Origin of the sequence: Segnochrobactrum spirostomi, assembly GCF_009600605.1 — a bacterium.
Classification (GTDB): domain Bacteria; phylum Pseudomonadota; class Alphaproteobacteria; order Rhizobiales; family Segnochrobactraceae; genus Segnochrobactrum; species Segnochrobactrum spirostomi.
On the sequence record NZ_VWNA01000001.1, the window covers coordinates 1,228,467 to 1,244,853 of the forward strand.

The following is a 16,387-nucleotide window of genomic DNA, read 5'->3' on the forward strand; positions in this document are numbered from 1 at the left end:
GGCACATGCATCCCTGACGTGCGCTCCCGAGGTTATCCTAGTCGAAAGTTTTGTGGTCCGATCGGTGTCCGCCGGCTGGAAGCGCCGTTTCTGTCACCCGCACAGCGAGGTCGCCATGGACCTGGATCCGGTTCTGCTCTCGAGATTACAATTCGCCTGGGTTATCGGGTGGCATATTCTTCTGCCTGCTTTCACCGTGGGCTGCGCCTCTTTCATCGCATTGCTGGAAGGGCTTCATTTCTTCACGAAGAAAGACGTTTACCTCCGCACGTCGAACTTCTGGATCAAGATCTTCTCCGTTGCGTTCGGCATCGGCGTCGTCTCCGGCATCGTCATGCCGTTCCAGTTCGGCACCAACTGGAGCCGCTATTCCGACGCGGTCTCCAACGTGCTCGCCCCTTTGTTTGCTTATGAGGGGCTCACAGCCTTCTTCCTCGAAGCCGCCTTCCTTGGGGTGCTGTTGTTCGGGCGCAAGCTGGTGCCGGCGGGGGCGCACTTCTTCTCCGCGGTGATGGTCGCGCTCGGCACGCTCTTTTCATCGTTCTGGATTCTCGCCGCCAATAGCTGGATGCAGACGCCGTCGGGCTATCAGGTGTCCGACGGACGGTTCTTCCCGTCCGACTGGGTCGCGGTGATCTTCAATCCGTCGTTTCCCTATCGCCTCGCCCACACGGTCGTCGGCTTCTACGTGACGACGGCCTTCGTGGTCGTGGCCGTCGGTGCCTATCTGATCCGCCGCCAGCCCTCCGCGCCCGAAGGCCGCACCATGTTCTCGATGGCCTTCTGGCTGCTCACCGTGCTGGTGCCGTTGCAAATCCTCATCGGCGACCAGCACGGCCTCAACACGCTGGAGCACCAGCCGGCCAAGCTCGCGGCGATCGAGGCGCATTGGGAAACCAGCAACGACGTCCCCCTCGTCCTCTTCGCCCTCCCCGACAATGCGACCGCGAGCAACCGCTTCACCATCGCGATTCCCCACCTCGGCAGCCTGGTCCTGACCCACTCCCTCGACGGCACGGTGAAGGGCCTCAAGGACTTCTCGCCCGACCAATGGCCGCCCGTCGCCATTCCGTTCTTCGCCTTCCGGCTGATGGTGGCGGTCGGCTTCGTGATGCTGGGGCTGGTGGTCGGCAGTCTGTGGCTGCGCGGGCGCGGACGCCTCTTCGAAAGCCGGCTCTTCCTGCGCGCCTGCCTCTGGGCGGGGCCGCTCGGCTTCATCGCCGTGCTCGCCGGATGGACCACAACGGAGGTCGGCCGACAGCCCTGGATCGTCTACGGCCTGATGCGCACCGCCGATGCCGTGCCGCCGTCCCTCACCGGGTTCGACGTGCTGCTCTCCTTCCTCGGCTACGCGATCGTCTACCTCATCGTCTTCCCGGCCGGCGCCATCATCATGGCGCGCATCGTCCGCAAGGGACCGGGCGACGTCACGATCGGCCAGTCGCCGGTCGAAAGCGGCCGGCCGAGCCGGCCCATCACCGTGCAATTGCAGGTCTCTGGAGACGCCTGATGGACATCATCCTGAGCTTCGTTCCGGTCTGGACGATCATCATCGCCGTCGGCATCTTCCTCTACGTGCTGCTCGACGGCTTCGATCTCGGAGTCGGCATCTTGTACGGGTTCGAGCCGGACTTGCGCTCCCGCAACATCGTGATGAACTCCATCGCGCCGGTGTGGGACGGCAACGAGACCTGGCTGGTGCTCGGCGGCGTCGCGCTGCTCGCGGCCTTTCCGCTGGCCTTCGCGATCATCATTCCGGCCCTCTACTTCCCCGTGCTGGTGATGCTGCTCGCCCTCGTGTTCCGCGGCGTGGCGTTCGATTTCCGCTTCCGCGACACCGAGAACAAGACCTTCTGGGACCATGGCTTCTTCTACGGATCCGCGACCGCGGCCTTTGCCCAGGGCGTCATGCTCGGCGCCTTCATCCAGGGCTTCAAGGTCGAGGGACGGGTCTTCACCGGCACGTCGTTCGACTTCCTGACGCCGTTCTCGGTGCTGACCGGCATCGCGCTGATGTTCGGCTACGCGCTGCTCGGCGCCGGCTGGCTGATCCTGAAGACGGAGGGCGACATCGAGGCGCGCGCCCGCCGGCGCGGCCGCCTGTGCCTTCTCGGCGTCGTGGTCTCGATGGCGATCGTCAGCATCTGGACGCCGCTGATGAACGCGAACGTGTCGCACCGCTGGTTCTCGTGGCCGAACATTCTGTTCCTGGCACCGGTTCCGATCGCCGCCGCAGCCGTCGCGTTCGGGGTCTGGCGCGCCCTGACCGGCGCGTCGCAGAGCGGAACCTTCGTCGGCGCCGTGGGCCTGTTCGTGCTCGCCTATCTCGGCATCGCGATCAGCCTGTGGCCCTTCATCGTGCCCCACACCTTCACTTTGTGGGAGGCCGCCTCCTCGAACTCGACCCAAGCGTTCCTGCTCGTCGGCACGCTGTTCCTGCTGCCGGTGATCCTCGTCTACACGAGCTGGTCGTATTGGGTGTTCCGGGGCAAGGTTCGGGCCGACATCGGCTATCATTGAGGCGCGACACACGGCATCGGCGAGCGATCGCCGATGCCCATTTCTAAGACGGCGAGCCGGCCCGAACGGCGCGTCTCGCCCGTTCCCCTCAGCCCTCAGCCGCGATGCCAGAGATCGAGCGGGCCTTCGGTGCGGGGCCGGCCGGCGATGTGCTCGTAATGGGCGATGCCGGGGTGCGGCGTCTCGAGCGGGTGGGTGTGGGTCGTGGTGACGACCACCACCGCGGCACCCGCGGCCTCGGCGGCGGCGATGCCGGCCGGGGCGTCCTCGAACACCACGCAGCGATCCGCCCGAACCCCGAGCCGCTCGGCCGCGAGCAGGAAACAATCCGGGGCCGGCTTGCCGCGGCTGACGTCTTCCGACGCCACCATCACCGCCGGCGGCACCAGACCGGCCGCGGCGAGGCGGCGCTCGGCGAGTTGCCGCGGCGCGGACGTGACGATCGCCCAGCGGTCCGCCGGCAGCGCCTCCAGGAACGACACGACGCCGGCGATGGCCTCGATGCCCTCCATGTCCTCGAGCTCGAGCTCGTTGATGGCGACGGCTTCAGCGAGGGGATCGACGCCGGGGAGTTGCAGGGCGGTGATGGTCTCGATCGCCCGCACGCCGTGGATGGTGCGCAGGAAGGCGACGGGATCGAGCCCGTGGCGGATCGCCCAATTGCCCCACACCCGCTCGGCGACGGCGATCGAGTTGAGCAGCGTGCCGTCCATGTCGAACAGGAAGGCATCGAAGCCGCGATCGGGAAACAACAGGCGCTCGGTCAAGGCGGGGCTCCGGAACGGACGAGGCGAGAGGTCGCCGCTGCTTGGCACGCCGAAGCGAGCGCGTCCAGCCTCAAGGGCGCGAAGGGGCCGATGGTGTGAAGGCGGAGCAGGATGGCGATGGCCCGTTCCTCTCCGTCGTCATCCCAGCCCTTGTGGAGGGGACCCGGGGCGGCAAACTCAGCGCGCGCGGCTCCTCCTTCCCCGGGACAAGCCCGCGGATGACGACGGAGGGGGAACTTTCGCCGCTCCCCCGACCCGCGCCCTGCCCTCAGAACGCGGTGCGGCGCGGGTCGGCGGCGTCGAGGATGCGCAGGGAGACGCGGCCGGGATCGAGGGAATCGAGGCCGAGGCAGCCGGCGACGTGGAAGCTCTCGCCGCGCCCGGCCAACAGCGCCCGGCCGAGATCACGGTCGGCGGCGCGGAAGGCGATGCCGTCGAGCCGGCGGCCGTCGCCGGACACGAGCGTCGCCTTGACGTGGCCCTGGCCGACGATGCGGACGTCGCCGAGCCGGTGCGACGGAAAGGCGAAAATCGGCTCGGGATGGCCGGCGCCGTAGGGCCCGGCGCGCTCGACGAGGTTGACGAGGGCCGTGGTGGCACCGCCGGCGGTCAGCACCCCGTCGAGCTTGAGCCCGTCGTCCGCCCGCGCCGCGGCGACGTCGGCGGCGAGCCGCGCCTCCAGGAAGCCGCCGAACTCGGCGATCCGCTCGCGGGCGATGGTGAGGCCCGCCGCCATGGCATGGCCGCCGCCCTTGATGAGGAGGCCGGCCTCCGCGGCGGCGCGCACCGCCGCGCCGAGATCGACGCCCGAGATCGAGCGGCCGGAGCCGGTGCCGCGGCCCTCGGGATCGAGCGCGATGGCGAAGGCGGGCCGCCCGAGCCGCTCCTTGAGGCGGGCGGCGACGAGCCCGACGATGCCCGGATGCCAGCCGTCGTCGAACACGACGGAGACGGATTCGAACGGCGCGTCGACGAGCATCGCCTCGGCCTGGGCGAGCGCGAGCGCCTCGGCCTCCTGGCGTTCGCGGTTGAGGGCGTCGAGCCGGCCCGCGATGAAGCCCGCCTCGACCGGGTCCTCGGTGACGAGGAGGCGCGCGCCGAGGGTCGAGTCGCCGATCCGTCCGCCGGCATTGATGCGTGGCCCGAGCAGGAAGCCCAGATGATAGGGCGTCGGCGCCCCGTTCATCCGCGCCGCGTCGGCGAGCGCGGCGAGGCCGAGATTTTCCCGCTTCTTGAGGACCTGGAGCCCCTTCACCACGAAGGCGCGGTTGAGCCCGACGAGGGGGACGACGTCGCACACGGTGCCCAGCGCGACGAGATCGAGCAGGCTCAGAAGGTCCGGCTCGCGGCGGGTCGCGAAGAAGCCGCGCCGGCGCAGGGTCCGGTTGAGCGCGACGGCGACGAGGAAGGTCACGCCGGCGGCACAGAGATGGCCGCAGCCCGAGAGGTCGTCCTGCCGGTTCGGATTGACGATGGCGCGGGCGGGGGGCAGCTCCACGCCGGCCGGATGGTGGTCGATGACGACCGTATCGAGGCCAAGACGGCGCGCCGCCTCCAGCGCCTCGTGGCTCGAGGTGCCGCAATCGAGGGTGACGAGGAGGCGTGCCCCGGACCGGGCGTGGCGCTCCACCGCCTCGACCGAGACGCCGTAGCCCTCCGTCGAACGGTCGGGCACGTGGACCACGGCATCCGAGCCGAGCGCCCGCAGATGGCGCACCAGGACGGCCGCGGAGGTCGCGCCGTCGACGTCGTAGTCGGCGACGACGCCGATCTGCTCCTCGGTCTCGACCGCATCGGCGAGCCGGTCGGCGGCGGCCTCCATATCGGTCAGCGAGGTGGGGTCGGGCATCAGGTCGCGCAGGGTCGGGGCGAGGAACGCCTCGACCGCCTCGATCCCCACCGACCGGCCCGACAGCACGCGGCCGATCACGTCCGGCACGCCGTGGCGCTGGGAAATCGCCAGGGCCTCCGCCGCACCGCGTTCGTCGAGCCGGCCGATCCAGCGACGGCCGCCGAGGGACGCGGAGACGCCGAGCACCGGCGCGCGGGCACCGGGCGCGGACCGGGTGGCGAGGACGGGGGAAGCGAGAGGCAGATTCATCAGTCTAGAATCGCAGAGCGGCGCGAGTCGGGCAACCTTCGCGGGCGGAATTCGGGAGAAAGCGGGGCGAGAGGTGGGCGCGCCCTCCCGGACGGGCAGTCCCTCTCCGCGTCACGCCCACCCTCTCCGCGCCACGCCACAATCTGGCGCCCCTCAATCGAGGCGGGTCGCAGGGTCGATGTGGCGGCCGCTCCAGCGACCGTAGCGCCAGGGGGCGTACCAGGCAGCGGCCGGCAGCCGGTCCGGCACAGGGTCGAAGCCCGAGGCGCCCAAGGGATGGCAGCGGGCGAGCCGGGCCGCGAGCACCCATCCCCCGGCCCACAGGCCGAAGCGCTCGATCGCCTCGATCCCGTAGGCCGAACAGCTCGGCTGATAGCGGCAGACGTTCGGCAGGAGCGGCGAGAGCGTGAGGCGATAGAGCCCGATCAGCCCGCGGGCGACGGCCACGCCCAGCCGAACGCCGCCGCGCGTGGGGGACACGCCCCCGGCACGCTCAGGAGGCGGTGTGTCGCAGGCGCTGCACATCGGCGGCCGACGGGTCGGAGGGGGCGGACACGGCTTCGGCGGCGTCCGCGCGGGCGGCACCGCGCGCGGCCTCGATGCGGCCGATGGCGTCCACCACGGCGTCGAAGGTGAGCAGCGTCGAGGCGTGGCGGGCCTTGTAGGCGCGCACCGGCTCGAGGAAACGCAGCTCGTCCCAGCGCCCGCCGGGCGGCGGACCGTCCTCCTTCAGCATCCGCCGCATCGTCTCGCGCAGATCCCGCAATTCCTCGGCCGTCGCGCCGACGACATGGCGCGCCATGATCGCCGACGAGGCCTGGCCGAGCGCGCACGCCTTCACGACGTGAGCGAAGTCCGTGACGACGCCGTCCGCCATCTTGAGGTCGATCGTGACGGTCGAGCCGCACAGACGGGAATGCGCGGTCGCGCTCGCGTCCGGCGCCTCGAGGCGGCCGATCCGCTCGATGTTGCCGGCGAATTCCAGGATCTTGGCGTTGTAGACGTCGTCGAGCATGTCGTCGTTCCGTCCCCGGCCGCGCCGGAAAACTCGGTTTATTTCGCCTCGCCCGAAGCTCGGAGCATGCCGTTCCGGCTCTCCGGCCCGCGCATATCGCGGCATTTCACCGCGACGCCGCCGTTCGCAATTCGTTGCCGCAGCGGTTCCAAAGTCGCCCGCTCGCGCACGATTCGGGCAGTTTCGCGCCGGGGCGATAACGCCTATATAGGAACCTGCTCCCCGGGGGCGCTAGCCTTTGAGACGCGCCGCCTTATTTGGTGCTCTCGGTCGGTCAGCGGCGCGGGGCGCACGAAAACGCGGGCCACACCGTATGTTGCCGCATCGCCCCGCATCCCGCCGGGGTGGCGGACCCTAAGGCTAGGCTCGCCGGGAGTATTTCATGGATGCCGTCGTGAAGAGCATTGCCGACCGCCGCGGTGAGGCACCGCAGCAGGCGCCGCAGCCGCGTCCCTCGCGTGAAGAGGCCGAGGCGGCCGTGCGCACGCTCATCGCGTGGGCGGGCGACAACCCCGACCGCGAAGGTCTCATCGACACGCCGCGCCGGGTGGTGAAGGCGTACGAGGAATTCTACCGCGGCTACCGCGAAGACCCGGCCGACGTGCTCGACCGCGTGTTCGAGGAAGTCGGCGGCTACGACGACATGGTGCTGCTGCGGGACATCCCGTTCTATTCGCACTGCGAGCACCACATGGTGCCGTTCATCGGCAAGGCGCACATCGCCTATTATCCGACCGGCGGCGTCGTCGGCCTGTCGAAGCTCGCCCGCGTGGTGGACGTGTTCTCCCGCCGCCTGCAGACCCAGGAGAACCTCTCCGCCCAGGTCGTGCAGGCGATCGAAGACCATCTGAAGCCGCGCGGCGTCGCCGCCCTGTTCGAGGCCGAGCATCAGTGCATGTCGCTGCGCGGCGTGCAGAAGGCGGGCGTGTCCACGGTGACGAGCCAGTTCACCGGCGTGTTCCGCGACGACCCGGCCGAGCAGGTCCGCTTCATGACGATGCTGCGCCTCAACCGCTGATCCGAACCCGGCCGGGCGGGACGCCCGGCTCTTCGCGCGAGAGACCCGACCCGTGAGCGACACGAACGCTGCCGCCCCGTTCGCCTCCCTGCCCGACAAGGCCTCCCTCGAGGAGGGCGAAACCTTCGCTCCCCGCTTCGACCGGGACGGCCTCGTCACCGCGATCGTCACCGACGCCGACGACGGCGCCGTCTTGATGGTGGCGCACATGAACGCCGAGGCGCTGCGCCTCACCGTCGAAACCGGTATCGCCCATTATTGGAGCCGGTCGCGGCAATCGCTGTGGAAGAAAGGCGAGACCTCGGGCTCGCTCCAGGAGGTGCGCGAGCTCCTGGTCGATTGCGACCAGGACGCGGTGCTCCTCAAGGTCGCCGTCGCCGGCAGCGGCGCAAGCTGCCACACTGGCCGGCGTAGTTGCTTCTACCGCGCGGTCGACCTGCGCGGCCCCGCCTCCGAGGCCGGCCTCTCCTATGTCGAGCCGGAGCCCCTCGTCTCCCCGAGCGTGCTCTACGGCGCCGACCAGGACGCCTGAGCGAGGGGCGCGTTTGAGAGACGGGTGCCTACGTCCTTTCCGTAGTCATCCCCGGGCTTGTCCCGGGGACCCAGGGGCCGCACGCCCCGCGTTCGCCGCCCCTGGGTTGCCGGCACAAGGCCGGCAATGACGATGGAAAGGAAGGTGCCCGCCACACCAGACGGGCCGCTGTATGGTCCCTAGCCAATGCGATGACCCCTCATCCGCCCCTTCGGGGCAACCGTCTCCCCGCGTGCGGGGAGACGGGGATGGCGGCCGATGTGTGGCCCTGACCAAAGCCCTCCGACCGCCGGTGCCGTTCAGGCCATGGCGATATAATTGCGCATCTGCTCCGCCTCGGATTCGGCGGCCGCGATGCGGTGCTTCACGATATCGCCGATCGAGACGAGGCCGATGAGGCGGCCGTCCTCGACGATGGGCATGTGGCGGAAGCGCCCGGCGGTCATGCGCTCCATCACCTCGGCGACGGTGTTCGCCACCGTGACGGTCTCGACGGTGCGCGTCATGTAATAGGACACCGGCCGGTCGAGCGCCGAGGCGCCGTCGCGGGCGAGCGCCCGGACGATGTCGCGTTCCGACAGGATGCCGTCGATAGTCTGTTTGTCACGCGAGGCGATGACGGCGCCGATCCGGTGCTGCGAGAGCAGGTCGCACGCCTCGGAGATCGTCATCTCGGGCCGGATCGTCACGATCGAGCGGCCCTTGTTCGCCAGAATGGCAGCCACAGTCATGGGTCGTCCTCCTTCAAGGAAGGACCCGCACAAAGCTGCGACGGAGCCCGCGCAGCCGGGCGGCGTCCCGCGTTTCCTCGGCCTCTCCGCGCGATCTTTCGCCGCGCTCCGAAAGGGCCATGAGAGGAAGATGGACGCGAAAGCCCGCGACCGCAAGGCGAGCGCAGCCGGTGCGCCTCAATTCCAGGTCAGACGGGGTCGGACGGCGCCCGGCGGCCGACTGGATCGAACAGGGAGAACACCAGCAATCCGGCCAGGAAGCCGCCGATATGGGCCTCCCAGGCGATCGCCGCCCCCTCCGCGCCCGGCATCGGCAGGAGCCCGGTGCCGAACACGATGTTGAGCACGAACCAGATGACGAGGAAGGTCATCGCCCGCGAATTGCGCACCACGCGGGAGAGCGGCGCGGCGGGCGCGGTATAGCCGCCGCCACGCGGATTGAACCGGCCGCCGAGCGGCCCGCCGGGCTCGAACACGAACCGCGCCGCCGCCGCCATCTGCCCGGAGATCGCCGCCGAAGCCCCGACGACCGGCGCCTCGGAGCCGAAATTGAACGCGAGGTGCAGGGCGGCACCGGCGACGGCGCACACCGCCGAGAACAGGAGGAACCGCGCGGCGCCGAACCGGCGCGCCACGGCGCTGCCGAAGGCGAGCATCCAGATCGCGTTGACGATCAGGTGCATCCAGCTTCCGTGCAGGAAGGCGTAGGTCAGGAAGGTCCACAGATCGACGCCGATCGAATGGGGCAGCCCGATCGTCGCCGCGTCGGCGGCATAACGCAGGGGAATGAACGCAGCCCATACGATGACCGCGATGTCCTGATCGACGGTGAGCACCTCGGAGCGGACGAGATGGATCGCGACGAACACGAGCGTAAGCGCCAGCACGGACCCCGGAATGTTGAGGATCGGCTCGCGGCGCGGCAGCGGATCGAAATCGGTCATGCGGCGGATCATCCCGAACGGCTTGAAGCTACGACCGGGCGCACCTGTCATTCTGCGCGCACCGCAGACCCGGCGTCATAGTGCGCCGCGACCACCGCGGCAACCTCGTGCGCTCGGCGGGCGGGTGTCCCGCCAAGGCGAGGCGCGCCGGGCAGGTGGCGAGAGCGGCCCACCGATAGGGTTCCGGGGCTCCTGACAATTGGCCGCCAAAGTCCCGGCAATTGGCTTCGAGAGGGGCCTCGCGTGGGCCCGCCGCTCGCCGGAAGGCGGACGCCCCAGTTCCGCCCATCCCCTCCTAACACCTTGTCAACCTTACTCATTCCCTGCCGAAACCTTACTCGATGGTGTCCGAAAAGCGGCCATCTCGCATCAAATTTCGGATTTCCACTTAGGCCGAGGGCAAGAGCGGCTGTGGCAGGATCGGAGCGTCCAGAGGATCGAGGCGGATGCTCCAGCGCGCAGCCCTGCTGTTCTTTCTCGCCGCCGCCACGGCAGGCGGAAAGCCCGCCTTTGCCGGCAAGGCCGAGGAAGGGCCGTTCATGCCGATGCTCGGCGAGGCGAGTTCGCCGGTCGGCTATATCAGCTTCTGCACCCGCCACCCGTTCGATTGCGTCGCCCGCACCCGCACACCCGTCCTCGTCACCCTCGACGACGACCGCTGGCTCGACCTCCTCGTCGTCAACCGCTCGGTCAACAGCCGCGTCGCCCCGGCGACGGACCAGGAGGTCTACGGCGTCGAGGAATATTGGGAATATCCGATCGACCGCGGCGATTGCGAAGACTACGTGCTGCTGAAGCGCAAGGAGCTGATCGAGCGGGGCTGGCCGCCCTCGACCGTGCTCATCACCGTGGTGCGCGACGAAAACGGCGACGGCCACGCGGTTCTCACGGTGCGGACCGACCACGGCGACCTGGTGCTCGACAACAAGGTGGAGATCATCCGCCCCTGGTTCGAGACGCCCTACACCTACATCAAGCGGCAATCGGTCTACGACGCGATGAAGTGGACCCGCATCGACGACCGCCGCAGCACGGCCTCGGTCGCCTCGATCCGCCGGCGGCCGTGACGCGGGCTCAGGCCGGCGCCAATCCCGCTTCATAGCGGCGCCAATTGCGCACATAGCCTTCGGCCGAACGGCGCAGGCCGGCGACCGCGTCTTCATCGAGGGTGCGCACCACCTTGGCGGGGGCGCCGACGATCAGGGAAAAATCGGGAAAGTCCTTGCCCTCGGTGACGAGGGCGCCGGCGCCGACGAGGCAACCCCGCCCGATGCGGGCACGGTTGAGCACGGTCGCGCCCATGCCGATCAGGGTCCCGGCACCGAGGATGCAGCCGTGGAGCACGGCACGGTGGCCGATCGTGCAGTCCTCGCCGATGACGAGGGGGCAGCCCATGTCGGTGTGGAGAACGGCGCCGTCCTGGATGTTCGAACGCGCGCCGACCTCGATCCATTCGTTGTCGCCGCGCAGCACGGCGCCGAACCAGACGCTCGCCTCGTCGGCGAGCCGGACGCGGCCGATCAGCTCGGCGCTCGGCGCGACCCAGAAGCGGCCGGCGGGCGGCAGGTCGGGGACGGTCCCGTCGAGCGCATAGAGCGGCAACGTCCCCTCCCCGTCCGATCCCGGCTCAGTCCTCGAGATCCATCTCGAGAATGGCCATCTGGAAGTTCCAGGACAGCTCGCCGTCCTCGTCGTCGCGGAAGATGATGCCGACGAACTCGTCGCCGATATAGACCTCCGCCGAATCGTCCTTCCGGGGGCGCGCCTTCACCGAGAGGTTCGGGAGATCGAACTTGCGCTTCAGATAGGCTTCGATCTTGCGGATTTCGTCGCGGTTCAAATCGGCCTCCGTGTGATGTCGGAACAGACCCCTTGCGATCCGCGGGAAGACGGACCGGCGCCGGGTCGAATAAGGCTGGCACCGAAGCGGGCGGGCGGGACGTCCGGCCCGTCGGATGCGCGTTGCGCCGCAGCCTTAGCATATCGCGGAGACGCGTTCACGTCGCGAAGCGATCTCTCCACCGCTCGACGCGCCGGGGCATCCGTGAGGCGAACCGCCTCACTTCGGCGAGACGCTATCCTCGCTGACGAGCTGGTTCATGGTGCGCGCCGGCTCGGCGCAGCCGGCCTTGCCGACGATCCGCGCCGGCACGCCGGCGACCGTCGAGTTCGGCGGCACCGGCTGGAGCACGACCGAGCCCGCAGCGACCCGCGAGCAATTGCCGATCTCGATATTGCCGAGGATCTTGGCGCCGGCGCCGATCAGCACGCCGCGGCGGATCTTCGGGTGCCGGTCGCCGCTTTCCTTGCCCGTGCCGCCGAGGGTGACGTCCTGGAGGATCGAGACGTCGTCGCCGATCGAGGCGGTGGCGCCGACGACGAGGCCGGTCGCATGGTCGAGGAAGATGCCGCGGCCCATCGGCACGGCGGGATTGATGTCGGTCTGGAAGACCTCGGACGAGCGGCTCTGGAGATAGAGCGCGAAATCGCGCCGCCCCACGCGCCACAGCCAGTTGGCGAGGCGGTGGGTCTGGATGGCGTGGAAGCCCTTGAAGAACAGCACCGGCTCGATGAAGCGGTCGCACGCGGGATCCCGGTCGACCACGGCGGCGAGGTCGACGCGGAAGATCTCGCCGAGCACCGGTTCGGCGTCGAGGGCCTGGCGATAGGTCAGCCGGATCACGTCGCCGGAGACGGCCGCGCTGTGCAGCCGATCCGCCACGCGCTGGATGACGGCATCCTCGAGGCTCGGCTGTTCCAGGATGGTCGAGATCAGAAGGCCGGCGAGCGCGGGCTCGTGGCGCACCATCTCCTCCGCCTCAAGCCGCAGCCGGGCCCAGATCGGGTCGTGGGCGACGATCGGCGCGGACGCGCCGTCGTGACGCTGGGGCAAGGGGGCCATGGTGCGAACTCCTTTTCATCGCCCGGCGGCTGGCGCGTAACATAATGCTCCCGATCCGCGAGATCAAAGAACATCGTGCCCGGCCGTCGCGGAACGCAGCGGCAGGCGGATCCACACGGGTCCCGCCAGCGTAGAACATCCCTGTCGAGCCCTTCTATCGCATCGGATTTGAGAAATGACGAGCACCGAGCCCGCGACAGCGCCTGCAATCGTCTGGTTTCGCGACGATCTGCGCCTCGCGGACCATGCGGCTCTGTCCGCCGCCGCCGCGCACGGCCCCGTCCTCGCCCTCTATGTGCTCGACCAGACCGGCACCTCGGGCCGCCCGCTCGGCGGCGCGGCGCGCTGGTGGCTTCACGGTTCGCTCGAACGCCTCGCCGCCGACCTCGATCGGCGCGGCGTGCCGCTCATCCTGCGCCGCGGCCCGGCGCGCGAGATCGTGCCGGCGGTCGCGCGCGAGGCCGGAGCCGGTCTGGTCGCCTGGAACCGGCGCTTCGAGGCCGCCGGCCGCGCGGCGGATGCGGATATCGCCGCCATGCTCGCCGAGAGCGGCATCGCCAGCTTCGAAGGCGCCGGCGCGCTGCTCTATGACCCAGACGTCCCACGCACCGGCAGCGGCGGGCGCTTCCGCGTCTTCACGCCGTTCTGGCGGGCCTGCCGGGCCCTGCCGGAGCCCGCTGCGCCGCTCCCGGTGCCGCAGGATTTGCGGGGCGCCGCCGGTGCGGTTTCGACCGACGCCCTCGGCGCCTGGGCGCTGCGTCCCTCGGCGCCCGATTGGGCGGGGGGCTTGCGCGACGCCTGGGAACCCGGGGAGGCCGCCGCCCATGCGCGCCTCGACCGCTTCCTCGATACGGCGCTGGCGACTTATGCCGACGCCCGGGATTTCGTCGAAGGGGAGACCACGTCCCGCCTGTCGCCGCATCTGCGGTTCGGCGAGATCACGCCCCGGCAGATCCTCGCCGCCCTGAAGCGGCGGGCGAACACGAGCGAGACGCGCGGGGCGGAGAAATTCCTCGCCGAGATCGGCTGGCGCGACTTCTCCTGGAACCTGCTCGATCAGGCGCCCGAACTCGCGACGCGCCCCCTCGACCGCCGCTTCGAGCATTTCCCCTGGCGCGACGACGACGGCGCCCTCGAGGCTTGGAAGCGGGGCCGCACCGGCATCCCGATCGTCGACGCGGCGATGCGCGGGCTGTGGCACACCGGCTTCATGCACAACCGGCTTCGGATGGTCGTGGCCTCCTTCCTGGTGAAGCATCTCCTGATCGATTGGCGAGACGGCGAACGCTGGTTCTGGGATACGCTCGTCGACGCCGACCCCGCCTCCAACACGGCGAGCTGGCAATGGGTCGCCGGCTGCGGTGCCGACGCCGCGCCCTTCGTCCGCGTCTTCAATCCGGTGCTCCAGGGCGAGCGCTACGACCCGACCGGTGCCTTCGTCCGCCGCACCGTGCCGGAGATCGCGGGGCTGCCGAACAGCCTCATCCACAAGCCGTGGGAGGCGACGGCGATCGAGTTCGCCGCGGCCGGCATCCGTCTCGGCACGACCTATCCCCATCCGATCGTCGATCTCGCGCGCGGCCGGGCGCGGGCGCTCGAAGCCTTCGAGGCGATCCGGGCGAAGCGCGAAGCGCAGGGCGATTTCGAACGGGCTTGAGGGCGCCGAAGGGGAATAATTTTCCGTGTTGGAATCTTTTTCCAACTTTCTCCCGCGATCACGAACGATCTGCCGCGGCGGAGGGATCCGCCGCAATGCCCGGCGGTTGATGCCCCGGCGGGGCACGGGTAGCGTGCCGCCATCCGTTTCCGCGCTCGGGAGGCCGCTCGTCTCATGTCCATCCGTTCCGATGTCGTCGCCGCGATCGGCCACACGCCGCTGATCCGCCTGAAGCGGGCCTCGGAGCTGACGGGCTGCGAAATCCTGGGCAAGGCGGAGTTCCTGAACCCCGGCCAATCGGTGAAGGACCGCGCGGCGCTGTTCATCATCCGCGACGCCATCGCGCGCGGCGTGTTGAAGCCCGGCGGCACCATCGTGGAAGGTACGGCCGGCAACACCGGCATCGGCCTCGCCATGGTCGCGAGCGCGCTCGGCTTCCGCACCGTGATCGTCATCCCCGAAACCCAATCGGACGAGAAGAAGCTCGCGCTCAAGCTGATGGGCGCCGAGCTCGTCGAAGTCCCGGCGGTGCCGTACAAGAACCCGAACAATTATGTGAAGCTCTCCGGCCGCCTCGCCGAACAGCTCGCCGCGACCGAGCCGAACGGCGCCATCTGGGCGAACCAGTTCGACAACGTGGCGAACCGTCAGGCCCACATCGAGACGACCGCCCCGGAGATCTGGGCCGACACCGACGGCCGCATCGACGGCTTCGTCGCCGCGGTCGGCTCGGGCGGCACGCTCGCCGGCGTCGGTATCGGCCTCAAGGAGCGCCGCAAGGACATCGCGATCGGCCTCGCCGACCCGCACGGCGCCGCGCTCTATTCCTATTACACGACCGGGGAATTGAAGGCCGAGGGCTCGTCCATCACCGAGGGCATCGGCCAGGGCCGCATCACCGCCAATCTCGAAGGCGCGCCGGTCGACAAGGCCTACCGCATCGGCGACGAGGAGGCGGTCGAGATCGTGTTCGATCTGCTCGAGCACGAGGGCCTCTGCCTCGGCGGCTCGTCGGGCATCAACATCGCCGGCGCGATCCGCCTCGCCAAGGATCTCGGTCCCGGCCACACCATCGTGACGATCCTGTGCGACTACGGCACGCGTTACGCCTCGAAGCTCTTCAACCCGGCCTTCCTGCGGGAGAAGAGCCTGCCGGTGCCGGCGTTCCTCGAACGGACACCCTCGATCGCCGTTCCCTACGAGGCGGTCTGACACCCAGCCCTGCCGCGCCCCGGACGAAGGATTGCCACCATGAGCGAACGGTCTCGCTGGCTGATCGATGCGGAGACGCTGAAGACGCGGCTCGGAGATACCAACCTCGTCGTCGTCGACGCCTCGTGGCACCTGCCGACGGCAGGGCGCGACGCGGCGGCGGATTATCGCGAGCAGCACATTCCCGGCGCCGTCTTCTTCGACATCGACCGCATCTCCGACCGGGACAACCCGCTGCCGCACATGCTGCCCCCGCCGGCCGCGTTCGAGACGGCGATCGGGCGGCTCGGCATCGGCGACGGCCAGGAGATCGTGGTCTACGACACCCTCGGCCTGTTCTCCGCGGCCCGGGTCTGGTGGACCTTCCGGGTGATGGGCGTCGAGACTGTCCGCGTGCTCGATGGCGGCCTGCCGGCCTGGATCGCGGCCGGCGGGGCGCTGGAGGCGGGGCCGCGCAATCCCTCGCCGCGGCCGTTCCACGCGAATGTCGATCCCGCCCGGGTCGCCGATCTCGCGGCGGTGCGCGATCTCCTCGCCGCCGGCGGCGCCGTCGCCGACGCGCGTCCCGCCGACCGCTTCACCGGCGCCGCGCCGGAGCCCCGGCCCGGCCTGCGCTCCGGGCACATGCCGGGGGCGCGCAACGTGCCGTTCGCCACCCTCGTCGCGAACGGCCGCCTCAAGGGCGACGCCGAGCTGGCGGCGGCGTTCTCGGACGCCGGCCTCGATCCCGCGGGCGCAGTGACGACGAGTTGCGGCTCCGGGGTCAGCGCCGCGGTGCTGACACTCGCCCTCGCCGTGCTCGGCAACGACGCCACCCGCCTCTATGACGGCTCCTGGGCCGAATGGGGCAGCCGCCCGGACACCGAAGTCGTCACAGGACCCGCATAAGGGGAGGCGGCTCAGCCACGCCGTTTCCGCAGCACACCCACCCTCCCCTGCCAGGGGGAGGGTCGACGGCGAAGCCGGCGGGGTGGGGTCTTCTCTGCGG

The 16,387-nt window shown here is 69.8% G+C and carries 15 protein-coding genes and 2 pseudogenes; 8 read left to right on the forward strand and 9 right to left on the reverse strand.

Going from position 1 to position 16,387, the window contains the following annotated elements:
• Positions 1 to 115 precede the first annotated feature (115 nt).
• Positions 116 to 1,510, forward strand: a complete 1,395-nt coding sequence (locus F0357_RS05475; RefSeq protein ID WP_153479442.1) for a cytochrome ubiquinol oxidase subunit I — start codon at positions 116 to 118, stop codon at positions 1,508 to 1,510.
• Positions 1,510 to 2,520: a cytochrome d ubiquinol oxidase subunit II gene (gene cydB / locus F0357_RS05480; RefSeq protein ID WP_153479443.1), complete on the forward strand. Its 1,011-nt coding sequence runs from the start codon at positions 1,510 to 1,512 to the stop codon at positions 2,518 to 2,520. The genes F0357_RS05475 and cydB overlap by 1 nt, the downstream gene beginning before the upstream one ends.
• A 95-nt stretch (positions 2,521 to 2,615) precedes the next feature.
• Here cydB and F0357_RS05485 read toward each other — a convergent pair whose 3' ends face one another.
• From F0357_RS05485 to F0357_RS05500, 4 genes and pseudogenes are all read right to left on the reverse strand, one after another.
• The gene (locus F0357_RS05485) at positions 2,616 to 3,272 is read right to left on the reverse strand and encodes an HAD-IA family hydrolase (protein WP_153486216.1); all 657 of its coding nucleotides are present in this window, start codon (positions 3,270 to 3,272) and stop codon (positions 2,616 to 2,618) included.
• Between the two features lie 283 nt (positions 3,273 to 3,555).
• Entirely contained in the window at positions 3,556 to 5,388 is a 1,833-nt protein-coding gene (gene recJ, locus F0357_RS05490; RefSeq protein WP_153479444.1) for a single-stranded-DNA-specific exonuclease RecJ, read from the reverse strand.
• Positions 5,389 to 5,541: 153 nt separating this feature from the next.
• Positions 5,542 to 5,913 (reverse strand): membrane protein insertion efficiency factor YidD, encoded by a 372-nt coding sequence (yidD, locus tag F0357_RS05495; protein ID WP_153479445.1) that lies wholly within the window; start codon positions 5,911 to 5,913, stop codon positions 5,542 to 5,544.
• A gap of 46 nt (positions 5,914 to 5,959) precedes the next feature.
• Positions 5,960 to 6,403, reverse strand: a pseudogene (locus tag F0357_RS05500) (iron-sulfur cluster assembly scaffold protein); the annotation flags it as partial.
• Between the two features lie 382 nt (positions 6,404 to 6,785).
• Here F0357_RS05500 and folE point away from each other — a divergent pair.
• Both folE and hisI read left to right on the forward strand, forming a co-directional pair.
• Positions 6,786 to 7,421, forward strand: coding sequence for a GTP cyclohydrolase I FolE (gene folE, locus F0357_RS05505; RefSeq protein WP_153479447.1), 636 nt, complete (start codon positions 6,786 to 6,788; stop codon positions 7,419 to 7,421).
• A gap of 52 nt (positions 7,422 to 7,473) precedes the next feature.
• Positions 7,474 to 7,855, forward strand: a pseudogene (gene hisI, locus F0357_RS05510) (phosphoribosyl-AMP cyclohydrolase); the annotation flags it as partial.
• Between the two features lie 397 nt (positions 7,856 to 8,252).
• On the opposite strand, the gene F0357_RS05515 reads toward hisI, so the two are convergent.
• Together F0357_RS05515 and F0357_RS05520 are read right to left on the reverse strand one after the other, a co-directional pair.
• On the reverse strand, positions 8,253 to 8,684 hold the full coding sequence (locus F0357_RS05515) for a CBS domain-containing protein (RefSeq protein ID WP_153479448.1): 432 nt from the start codon (positions 8,682 to 8,684) through the stop codon (positions 8,253 to 8,255).
• A gap of 188 nt (positions 8,685 to 8,872) precedes the next feature.
• Complete coding sequence (locus tag F0357_RS05520) at positions 8,873 to 9,628, reverse strand: rhomboid family intramembrane serine protease (RefSeq protein ID WP_153479449.1); 756 nt, start codon at positions 9,626 to 9,628, stop codon at positions 8,873 to 8,875.
• Positions 9,629 to 10,074: 446 nt separating this feature from the next.
• Between F0357_RS05520 and F0357_RS05525 the strand changes: the two genes are divergently transcribed.
• A complete protein-coding gene (locus F0357_RS05525) occupies positions 10,075 to 10,695 on the forward strand; it encodes a transglutaminase-like cysteine peptidase (RefSeq protein ID WP_153479450.1) in 621 nt (206 codons plus the stop codon).
• 7 nt (positions 10,696 to 10,702) lie between these two features.
• Here F0357_RS05525 and F0357_RS05530 read toward each other — a convergent pair whose 3' ends face one another.
• The 3 genes from F0357_RS05530 to cysE all read right to left on the reverse strand — a co-directional run bounded on the left by F0357_RS05530 (position 10,703) and on the right by cysE (position 12,530).
• Positions 10,703 to 11,230, reverse strand: a complete 528-nt coding sequence (locus F0357_RS05530; RefSeq protein WP_153479451.1) for a gamma carbonic anhydrase family protein — start codon at positions 11,228 to 11,230, stop codon at positions 10,703 to 10,705.
• Positions 11,231 to 11,255: 25 nt separating this feature from the next.
• Positions 11,256 to 11,468, reverse strand: coding sequence for a DUF3126 family protein (locus tag F0357_RS05535; protein WP_153479452.1), 213 nt, complete (start codon positions 11,466 to 11,468; stop codon positions 11,256 to 11,258).
• A gap of 219 nt (positions 11,469 to 11,687) precedes the next feature.
• Positions 11,688 to 12,530: a serine O-acetyltransferase gene (gene cysE / locus F0357_RS05540; protein WP_153479453.1), complete on the reverse strand. Its 843-nt coding sequence runs from the start codon at positions 12,528 to 12,530 to the stop codon at positions 11,688 to 11,690.
• A 175-nt stretch (positions 12,531 to 12,705) separates the two neighbouring features.
• Between cysE and F0357_RS05545 the strand changes: the two genes are divergently transcribed.
• The 3 genes from F0357_RS05545 (at position 12,706) to sseA (ending at position 16,287) form a co-directional block, all read left to right on the forward strand.
• Positions 12,706 to 14,187 carry a cryptochrome/photolyase family protein gene (locus tag F0357_RS05545; RefSeq protein ID WP_153479454.1) on the forward strand — a complete coding sequence of 494 codons (1,482 nt, stop codon included), beginning with the start codon at positions 12,706 to 12,708 and terminating at the stop codon, positions 14,185 to 14,187.
• 174 nt (positions 14,188 to 14,361) lie between these two features.
• Positions 14,362 to 15,399 carry a cysteine synthase A gene (locus tag F0357_RS05550; RefSeq protein ID WP_153479455.1) on the forward strand — a complete coding sequence of 346 codons (1,038 nt, stop codon included), beginning with the start codon at positions 14,362 to 14,364 and terminating at the stop codon, positions 15,397 to 15,399.
• A gap of 39 nt (positions 15,400 to 15,438) precedes the next feature.
• The gene (sseA, locus tag F0357_RS05555; protein WP_153479456.1) at positions 15,439 to 16,287 is read left to right on the forward strand and encodes a 3-mercaptopyruvate sulfurtransferase; all 849 of its coding nucleotides are present in this window, start codon (positions 15,439 to 15,441) and stop codon (positions 16,285 to 16,287) included.
• Positions 16,288 to 16,387: the final 100 nt, after the last annotated feature.